The organism is bacterium (assembly GCA_040757115.1).
Taxonomy (GTDB): domain Bacteria; phylum UBA9089; class CG2-30-40-21; order CG2-30-40-21; family SBAY01; genus JBFLXS01.
On the sequence record JBFLYA010000151.1, the window covers coordinates 1 to 9,044 of the forward strand.

General features: G+C 33.8%; 8 protein-coding genes. 7 read left to right on the forward strand and 1 reads right to left on the reverse strand.

The annotated features are described in order from the left end of the window. The first annotated feature begins 308 nt into the window (after nt 1-308). From AB1422_12885 to AB1422_12900, 4 genes are all read left to right on the forward strand, one after another. On the forward strand, nt 309-1,337 hold the full coding sequence (locus tag AB1422_12885; protein MEW6620207.1) for a VWA domain-containing protein: 1,029 nt from the start codon (nt 309-311) through the stop codon (nt 1,335-1,337). Further along, the gene (locus tag AB1422_12890) at nt 1,330-1,995 is read left to right on the forward strand and encodes a tetratricopeptide repeat protein (GenBank protein ID MEW6620208.1); all 666 of its coding nucleotides are present in this window, start codon (nt 1,330-1,332) and stop codon (nt 1,993-1,995) included. The genes AB1422_12885 and AB1422_12890 overlap by 8 nt, the downstream gene beginning before the upstream one ends. A 110-nt stretch (nt 1,996-2,105) precedes the next feature. Continuing rightward, nucleotides 2,106-2,669: a hypothetical protein gene (locus tag AB1422_12895; protein MEW6620209.1), complete on the forward strand. Its 564-nt coding sequence runs from the start codon at nt 2,106-2,108 to the stop codon at nt 2,667-2,669. A 135-nt stretch (nt 2,670-2,804) separates the two neighbouring features. Next, nucleotides 2,805-2,960 (forward strand): hypothetical protein, encoded by a 156-nt coding sequence (locus tag AB1422_12900; protein ID MEW6620210.1) that lies wholly within the window; start codon nt 2,805-2,807, stop codon nt 2,958-2,960. Here the strand turns inward: AB1422_12900 and AB1422_12905 are convergent. Further along, nucleotides 2,904-4,919 (reverse strand): SUMF1/EgtB/PvdO family nonheme iron enzyme, encoded by a 2,016-nt coding sequence (locus tag AB1422_12905; protein MEW6620211.1) that lies wholly within the window; start codon nt 4,917-4,919, stop codon nt 2,904-2,906. The two genes, AB1422_12900 and AB1422_12905, sit on opposite strands and share 57 nt — an antisense overlap. 619 nt (nt 4,920-5,538) lie before the next feature. Between AB1422_12905 and AB1422_12910 the strand changes: the two genes are divergently transcribed. The 3 genes from AB1422_12910 to AB1422_12920 all read left to right on the forward strand — a co-directional run. Beyond that, nucleotides 5,539-6,504, forward strand: coding sequence for a sigma-54 dependent transcriptional regulator (locus tag AB1422_12910; GenBank protein MEW6620212.1), 966 nt, complete (start codon nt 5,539-5,541; stop codon nt 6,502-6,504). A 379-nt stretch (nt 6,505-6,883) separates the two neighbouring features. After that, a complete protein-coding gene (locus AB1422_12915; GenBank protein MEW6620213.1) occupies nt 6,884-7,750 on the forward strand; it encodes a hypothetical protein in 867 nt (288 codons plus the stop codon). After that, on the forward strand, nt 7,734-9,044 hold a 1,311-nt coding region (locus tag AB1422_12920), incomplete at its 3' end, for a hypothetical protein (GenBank protein ID MEW6620214.1). The genes AB1422_12915 and AB1422_12920, both read left to right, overlap by 17 nt.

Consider the following 9,044-nt stretch of genomic DNA (forward strand, 5'->3'; position numbering starts at 1 on the left):
TATAAAAACATCAAGAAACTCTAAGGAAATAACTATAGAAATACAATAATAAAAAATTAATTTTAATCCTGTTCATCTGCGAAAATCTGCGTCCCATTTTACATTTTCAGGGGAAACGGTCATGCCCACAGGGAGTGGGCACAAAGGAAGGTGAAAATAAAGGAAGGATGCGGGCGGGGATGCTGAAGTCGAACAACGCAAGCTAAAGCCTGCGGCTACCAGCCTTCCCGAGTCCCGAACCCCGAGTCCCGAGTCCCGATTTTCAGAAGAACGGCTTAGAATTTGGGGGTAAAGGGTATTTATATACGATGAATTCAGGTAACCTTTTTGCTCAACCAGAATATTTAGTTATATTAACCGCTATACCTGTTTTAATCCTGTTTTACATAGTTGTATTTTACCAGAAAAAAAAGGCATTGGCTAAATTTGGTAATTTAGACCTGCTAAAAAAATTGTCTCCGACAATAAGTAATAACCGACAAAAAATAAAGGTTGTTTTAATTGTCTTAAGTTTTATTTTATTGGTAATTGCCCTGGCAAGACCTCAAATAGGCACCAAATCAGGGATAATAAAAAGAACAGGTATCGACATAATTTTAGCGATTGATACCTCGTTGAGTATGCTGGCGGAGGATATTAAACCAAATAGACTCACAAATGCAAAACAAAAAATAAGTAACTTGATTGATAAATTAAGAGGAGACCGTGTGGGATTGGTTGTTTTTGCGGGTGAAAGTTTTGTCCAATGCCCATTAACCCTTGATTACAGTGCGGCAAAGATATTCCTCGAGGCAATTGATATAAATACCGTGCCAGTGCCAGGAACGGCTATTGGAAATGCCATAAGATGTGCCACCGCGGCATTTGTCAAAAAGGAACAAAAATATAAAGCACTGATTCTACTTACGGATGGAGAAGACCATAACAGTAATCCTATTCAAGCGGCTAAAGAGGCACAAAAAAAAGGCGTGAAAATCTATACCGTTGGCATAGGCTCGACTCGAGGAGAACCTATACCTGTTAAAACCCCAGATGGACAAGTTGAATATAAAAAAGATGCCTTATGTGAAATCGTTATGAGTAAGTTAGATGAAACAACTCTGGAAAAAATTGCATCTTTAACTAATGGTAAATACTATCAAGCGACCTACGGCGAAATTGAATTAAATAAAATATATCAGGATATTTTAAGAATGGAAAAGAAACAACTTCTGTCGAAACAATACATTCAGTATGAAGATAGGTTTCAATATTTCTTAATTGGTGTCTTGATTTTACTGGTAATAGAAATGAGTATCAGCACCCACAGAAAAATGGCGGTGGAAAGATTTGAATAGAATTAAGGTAATTATTTTAATATCTTTTTGTACCTTTTTAGGTTTTTTAGACCCTGTTGCTGATAAAAATAGGGTTGGAAATAAACTTTATGAGCAAGAGAAATATGATGAGGCATTAGTAAAATATCGAGAGGCACAACTTAAAAAACCTCAATCCACAGAGTTATATTTTAATATAGGCAATGCCTTTTATAAAAAACAACAATATGAAAAGGCAATTAAAGAATATCAAAATGCCCTTAAAAATAAGGAGACCTTATTCCAGGCTAAAACTTATTATAACATTGGTAATTCTCAATATAGAGATGGGAAATTAGTTGATGCCATTGTTTCATATAAAAAATCATTACAGATTAATCCTGATGATTTAGAGGCAAAGTATAATTTAGAATTTGTGCATAAAAAATTAAAACAGCTATCTCAAAAACACCCTGCTAAATCTGAACAACAAAAACAAAAAAAATCTAAAGGTAGTGAAGGGGAAAATGGTAAAGATAAAGAAAAACAAACTCAACAAGCAAAGCAAGAAGATAAAAATAAGATGTCTAAAGAAGATGCAGGGCGAATATTACAGGCTTTAGAAGAGGAAGAAAAAGAGATTCAAAAGCGAAAACAAGTTCAGATTAGTGGAGATAAGCAGATAGAAAAGGATTGGTAATCAGGTAATCGATTAATATGGTAATTGGTAACTAATTACCAGTTACCAATTACCAATTACCAATTACCAGTTACCAATTACCAATTACCAACTACAAGGAGGATTGAAAAATGAAGATAAGAGTTGGTGTTATGGGCACTTCCGAAGGGGAATTAAACCCGGAAATTGTCAAAAAGGCTTATATTTTAGGAGAGGAAATAGCCAGGTGGGGTTGTGCCATACTTACCGGTGGTTGTCCTGGATTACCCTATGAGGCAACTAAAGGTGCTAAAGCACAAGGAGGTATGACCATAGGTATTTCTCCAGCCTTAACATTAGAAGAACATATTAAAATATTTCATTCGCCAGCAGATGAAATTGATGTGATGATTTATACTGGGAGTGGTTTAATGGGACGTGAAGTAACCGCAGTCCGCAGTTGTGATATTGTCATTATTGTTGGAGGACGCTCTGGAACACTCGGTGAATTCGCAATCGCTTATGACGAAGGAAAACTTATTGGTGTTTTAGAAGGAAGTGGCGGAATAGCAGATGAAATTAGAAGGATTGTTGAAACGATTAAAAAACCCACAGGTTCAAAAATTATCTATTCTACAAATCCAAAAGAATTAATTGCGAAATTATTAACCGTTCACCGCAGGGTTCAGGGCTCGGGACTCGGGGCTCGGGAATAAAAGAATCCCCTAACCCCTTAATCCCGCCAGCGGGGGAGACAAAAAAATAAAAATTTGGTGTCCTCTGCGAAATCTGCGGATATTTTCAGAGGAAACGCTCATGCCCCTGCAGGGCACAAATGACGATAAAAATAAATGAAGGATACGGGCGGGGATGCTGAAGTCGAGCAACGCAGGCTAAAGCCTGTGGCTACCAGCCTTCCCGAGTCCCGAACCCCGAGTCCCGAGTCCCGATTACTGATTACCTCTCTTTATGTCCTTGGCGCATCTAAAACCACTGCTATTTCGTGATTTATCTGGAGCAAGATAGTTTCGGATAAAACATTGGGTAGTAATTTGATTTCCCAAATAGGAGCCACCACGCCAAACACGATAATGACCAATATTTGGTCCTTTAGGATTTATTGAAGGACTATTTTCATAATAATTACTATCATACCAATCTGTAACCCATTCACAGACATTTCCAGCCATATCTTCACAACCATAAGGGCTCTTTCCCTCTGGAAAACTTCCCACTGGTGTTACTCTTTGCATGCTGATATTACATTTATTTCGGTCAAATATATCTCCCCAGGGGTATTTTCTTCCCCCTGTGCCTCTTGCCGCCTTTTCCCATTCTGCCTCAGTAGGTAGGCGTTTTCCTGCCCATCTGGCATATCTATTTGCTCCATCCCAGGTAACCTCTACGACTGGATATTTTTCATACCCAGCCTTTACCTTATACAGACCGTTTGGTTTTTCTATCTTACAATATTCGGACTCAAGATTAATATAACCGTCGTGCTTGCCCATCGCATTTAAAAACCTAACATACTGTTCATTAGTTACTTCATACTTATCCATATAGAAACTATCTAAATAAACTTTGCGTTGTGGATGTGTATTGTCTCCATTGTGCATTCCCATAATAAATTCACCGCCCTCAACTAATACCATTTCTGAAGGAATTGGAAAATCTGCTTTTTGAGACAGAGATTTAACTCTTTCTAACTGGGTAATTAATTCTTTTTTTTCGTTTTCAGCATTCTCTATTTTCTGATTTGCTATCTGCATTTGAGCCTCTAAGTTTTGTTTCACTCCTTCTAAATTCTGTAATTTAGTTTGCAATGTATATAATTTCTTTGCATAATCTCTTTGTGTGATTTGAAGTGTATTTTGATTTTTATTATATTTTTGGATAAAGTAACCAGCTATACTCACCGCGATAATGATACCAATTATGCTTAAAATTGTAATCTTTTTCAATTTCAAAAAGGTTTCCTTATTAATGGTAATTTCATCTCTTTTTTGCTCAAAATCAATCTTTGGGGCACGATGCATTTCTAAATCTGAAAGTAACTCTTTTACCTCCTGATATCTCTTCTCAGGGGCTTTTGCTAAACATTTTCTTGTAATATTATCTAACCATACCGGAATTTGAGGATTTAACTCTTTAAGTGGAATAGGGGTTTCAAATATGTGTTTATAGGCAATGGCAATTAATGTATCAGAGCCAAAAGGAGGTTTGCCAGTAAGAAGTTCATACAGGACAATGCCTACTGAATAAATATCAGTTCGAGCATCAATTTTTTCTCCTTTAACTTGCTCTGGAGACATATACTCTGGAGAACCAACTATCAGAAGGTCAGGACTCGTTAAACCATTAAGCTCGGCAGATTTAGCTATACTAAAATCTCCTATCTTTACTATGCCGTCTTTTCTAATAAGGATATTCTGTGGTTTTATATCACGATTTATAATCTGGTTTTCATGGACTACTTGCAGTGCCTTTAATACCTGCTTTATAACTCCAACCGTCTCAATCGGAGATAAAATGTTTCTTTCTTGAAGTATACTCTTCAGGTCCTGACCATCAACATACTCCATAGAAATATACCATCTATTATCAAACTGACCAATATCATATATCCTGATTATATTATCATGGCTTAGTCTGCGAGTAATCTTTGTTTCTTGTTTGAATCGTTCGACAATTTCTTGATTCATAGATAGACCCGGGGCAAGCACTTTCAACGCCACTATCTCATCTAATATAAAATCTTTAGCCTTATAAACAATTCCTACTCCTCCTCTACCAATTGAACTAATAATTTCATATCTTTTGTCTATCTGATAATGTGGTTCAAATACAATATCAATCGCAGTGATAGGTAAATTTTTACTGATAGTAATTTCTTCGTTACATTCTGGACATAATAAGGAATTGGTGTTATCCAGGAAGTTGATTTGACATTTATTACAAATCATATTATTAACCTTTCAATAATTACATTTAGATTATTAATTTTATTATTGCAAATTTTATGCTAACTCTAATTTCTGTCTTGCTATTATTAGAGTTAAAGAAATTTACCACAAAAAATATCCTGCCTTTATTGTTCAATTATTAAACACTTCCAAAAGGTTAAAGGTATAACTTCTTGAGATACAAATAGTTACAACTTTTTTAAAAAAAATTTATTTTTTTGCTTGACAAAATAATTAAAATTAGATATAATTTTTTTGCTTTGATTGGGATGGGAAAAATTTGAATATAAAGATAATAAGGGACCGAAGTGAGATACTATACCCTTTTAATATATACCACACATATAAATAAGAGAGAAAGAGTAACTTAAGTCAGTCTTGATGTTTATGCAAGGGAAAAATGTATTATTCTTTAACTCAATTAGTCTCTTAGATGTGTGGTATTTTTGTGTCTAATAGTTACCAAAAAATAAGGGCAAAAGTAACAGAAGAAAAAAACTAAGAATTACCCCCTCTTAGCTATTGGTTCTTCTTCACATTACCCTTGCCCTATTTTTATATTATACACTATTTTTAAAAAAAAGTCAAGATTTAATTTTAAAAAAATTAAGGTAAGATTATGAGTAACTTTAATGGAATAGTTGGTAAAAGTGCCAAAATGCAACAGGTTTATCATCTTATAGATATATCTGCAAACACCAATGTTCCAGTTCATATCTATGGAGAAACTGGCACAGGTAAAGAATTAGTTGCTCGAGCTATACATAATCGAAGTAAAAGAAGAAATTATATCCCGATAAACTGTGCCGCCATACCTCATGATTTAGCCGAAAGTGAGCTATTTGGTCATGAAAAAGGGGCTTTTACCTCAGCCATTAAAGACCGATTAGGTAAGCTGGAATTAGCTCAAGGGGGAACTATACTTTTTGATGAAATTGGAGAGATGAGTATCCCTTTGCAGGCTAAATTATTGCGTGTTGTGGAAGATAAAATATTTTATCGAGTAGGTGGAACTAAACCTATTAATGTTGATATTAGAATAATTTCAGCCACGAATAAATCACTATTAACTCAGGTTAAAAATGGACAGTTTAGAGATGACCTTTATTATCGGTTATCCGTGTTTCAGATAAATTTACCACCTTTACGAGAGCGTAAAGAAGATATTCCTGAATTAGTTAAGCACTTTATAAAAATGGCTAATGAGGAAACTAATAAAGATGTTAGGGATATTGATAGTCTGGCATTAACTAAATTAATGGAATATGATTGGCCAGGAAATATCCGTCAACTTAGCAATTGTATTCTCAAGGCAGTTATTATTGCCAGTCGTTCTCATATTACCATTGATGATATTCACTTACCAATATTCATACCTACTAATGGAAAATTGAAGCTACAACAGGTGGATGAGGCGGCTTATGATAAAAAAGGTCAAGATTCATCTTCGTTAGTTGATTTAGAAATAACGGCAATTAAACGGATGCTTGAGGAAAAGAATGGAAATAAAAAAGAAACCGCTAAAGCATTAGGAATAGGTCGTTCATCTCTTTATTGGAAGATACGGAGATATAATTTAGCGTAAGTGTCCAATAATTGGACACAAGACCTCTTTTATAGAAATTACAAGCAAATGTTTAAATTAGTGTCCAAAAATTAGAGTCTTTGGAAGTAATTTTGGAGAGGAAATACTTTATATAACTTTAAGTAAAGTAATAAGTAAGATAAGATTAAAAGAGGTTAGCATAAAATTTGCTCTTTTACGAGTAGGGGTAAGTAACTGGGTATAAGCAGTTGAACAACGGAGAATGATACCTGTATATGCTTATACCCGGTTAACAAATATTTACGATAGGGGATTGATATAACTAAGGGAAAATAGTGATTATTTTTACACACTATAAAAGCCAATAGTGGGTCAAGGACCTATTATTGGCTTTTTTTTGTTTAGAGGAGGTCAATTTATGAAAAAAATCATTAATATTGGTTGGTTAATTACTCTTATTCTAATAGTTGGTGGATACCTTTCATCAGTAGAGGCTATTTCTATTGTGCCAAGTATTGTAAAATTATCATTGACACAAGGAGAGAGTAAAAGCAATGTTTTTGAGATTAATAATGGCGGAGATGAAGAAGTTTATGTTGAGATATTCACAAAGGATTGGGTATTAGAAAACAATAGCCGGAAATTTGCACCTGCAGGCACACATTCCCAGTCATTAAGTAAGTGGATAACCTTTGAAGAAGAGAGTTTTACCCTTGCCCCAAAACAAAAACGCTCACTCCGATATGCAATAGATGTTCCACAAAACGCTGAAGGTGGATATTGGGGATTAGTTTGTTTCAATTCCCGACCATTAAAAAAGGGTGGCGGGGTTAGAGTTGCTACACAATTGGTATCTTTTGTTGGGGCTGAAATTACTGGAACTTTGAAAAAAAAGATTGAAATAACTGAAATATCAGCAGAAAATATTAAAGATAGAGGATTCAGATTTCAAGCAAAATTGAAAAATCTCGGTAATTCACCTCTATTTCAACCATCTCCAGTGGGAAAGTTTAAAATTAAGGATAAAAACGATAATGTCATTGCCGAAGGAAATTTAGAAGGAAGAATGATTTTACCCAATGAAATCGGTGATTATACCTCCGAATATTTTAAATTAAACCCACATGACGAAAATAAGTATTTAACAACAATTATTTTTGACTATGGCGATACAAAACTTATTGGTAAAAAAGTTATACTGCCCACAAACACATTTTATAATTGGCAGGTATTAGAGAAACCAGCAACTAAAGAGGCAACAGAAGCCAGTGGCAAAAAACAATAATTTGTCTTTTTCAGGAGTTTTAATTATACTTTGGGCTTTATATCCTGAATCTTCTTTAGCCATATCTGGTTCTGGAAATTACACATTCGAACTTGAGGAAAATCTATCAATGGCAACTTATAATCTTAATCTTAATGGAAGACAAAAAGATTTATATTTTAACTCATCAACCAATTTTCAGATTAATGTCCAGGATAAAAAACCTGATTTCACAAATACTCAACTAACTATTTATAACAAACTGTATAATTTAGCCTTATTTAATCTATCTTATGGAATAAGCCGATTGGTCGAGCCCAATTTGAATTTATTTGGGGTTAAATTTGAAATGAAAAAAAAAGCACAGACATCAACTTTTTTTGCCGGAAAATCTGCTGGCTCTCAAGTTATGGGGATAAAAACAAACACAGAATATGGCTCAAATACATCTTATGGCTTATTTTTATGGGCTAAAGAAAATACTCAAATACTCGGGTTAGATTTCTCAAAACCTATCCATAAATTCTCAAACCTACAAGGTGAATGTTATTTAAATAACGAAAACCAGTGGGGATTACTTTTAAAAAATTTAATAAACTATAAAAAAACTACCTTACGAACTGAATATTCAATAATAAACAATGTGCCTAACTTTAACTTGTTTGCCAACTACAAAACTAAAAGATTAAATACAGAAATTGAATATTCCAGAACCAATCAGGCTAATTTATGGAAATTAAAAGGTGATTTTAAAACGGACAAATTTAATGCCGGTGGATATATTTCCAATAAAAAGGATTTATCAGAAAGCTTATTATATAATGGCTATGTTGGGTATAATTTAAAAGTTTTAAAAAAGATTACTCCTTCTATTTTGTATTCACATTCTTACAGTCATCTCTCACAACTATCAACTGAAAATATCTATGATAGTCTTTTTTTAAAAACAACTTACCTTGAATCTAAATATCCGTTATCTATATCCACCAACATAGGAATTGAGATGGAAAAACAAGAAAGCCCGACTTCCATTAAAAGTGAAGTAACCTTTGAAAAAGGTCTGCAATTACGATATGAATATTATGGATTTAGACCGTGGGCAAATTTTAATGTAACAACAGGTGAGGATAAAATCAACACATCTTACCAAAAACAATCAAATTCTATATCTTATGGAATTAGTAAAAATATTAGTCGAAAATTAAACATATCCTATAATTGTTATCAATCAGAAGATAAATCACAATCTTCATCCGGAGAAAAAATTAATAATCGAATAAACAAATTCCTTACCCTTGATTATAAATTTCCAAAA

Excerpts from the sequence above, each read along its gene's own strand:
- AB1422_12885 (MEW6620207.1), top strand. The coding sequence starts at position 309 with ATGAATTCAGGTAACCTTTTTGCTCAACCAGAATATTTAGTTATATTA.
- AB1422_12895 (MEW6620209.1), top strand. The coding sequence starts at position 2,106 with ATGAAGATAAGAGTTGGTGTTATGGGCACTTCCGAAGGGGAATTAAAC.
- AB1422_12900 (MEW6620210.1), top strand. The coding sequence starts at position 2,805 with ATGAAGGATACGGGCGGGGATGCTGAAGTCGAGCAACGCAGGCTAAAG.
- AB1422_12905 (MEW6620211.1), bottom strand. The coding sequence starts at position 4,919 with ATGATTTGTAATAAATGTCAAATCAACTTCCTGGATAACACCAATTCC.
- AB1422_12910 (MEW6620212.1), top strand. The coding sequence starts at position 5,539 with ATGAGTAACTTTAATGGAATAGTTGGTAAAAGTGCCAAAATGCAACAG.
- AB1422_12915 (MEW6620213.1), top strand. The coding sequence starts at position 6,884 with ATGAAAAAAATCATTAATATTGGTTGGTTAATTACTCTTATTCTAATA.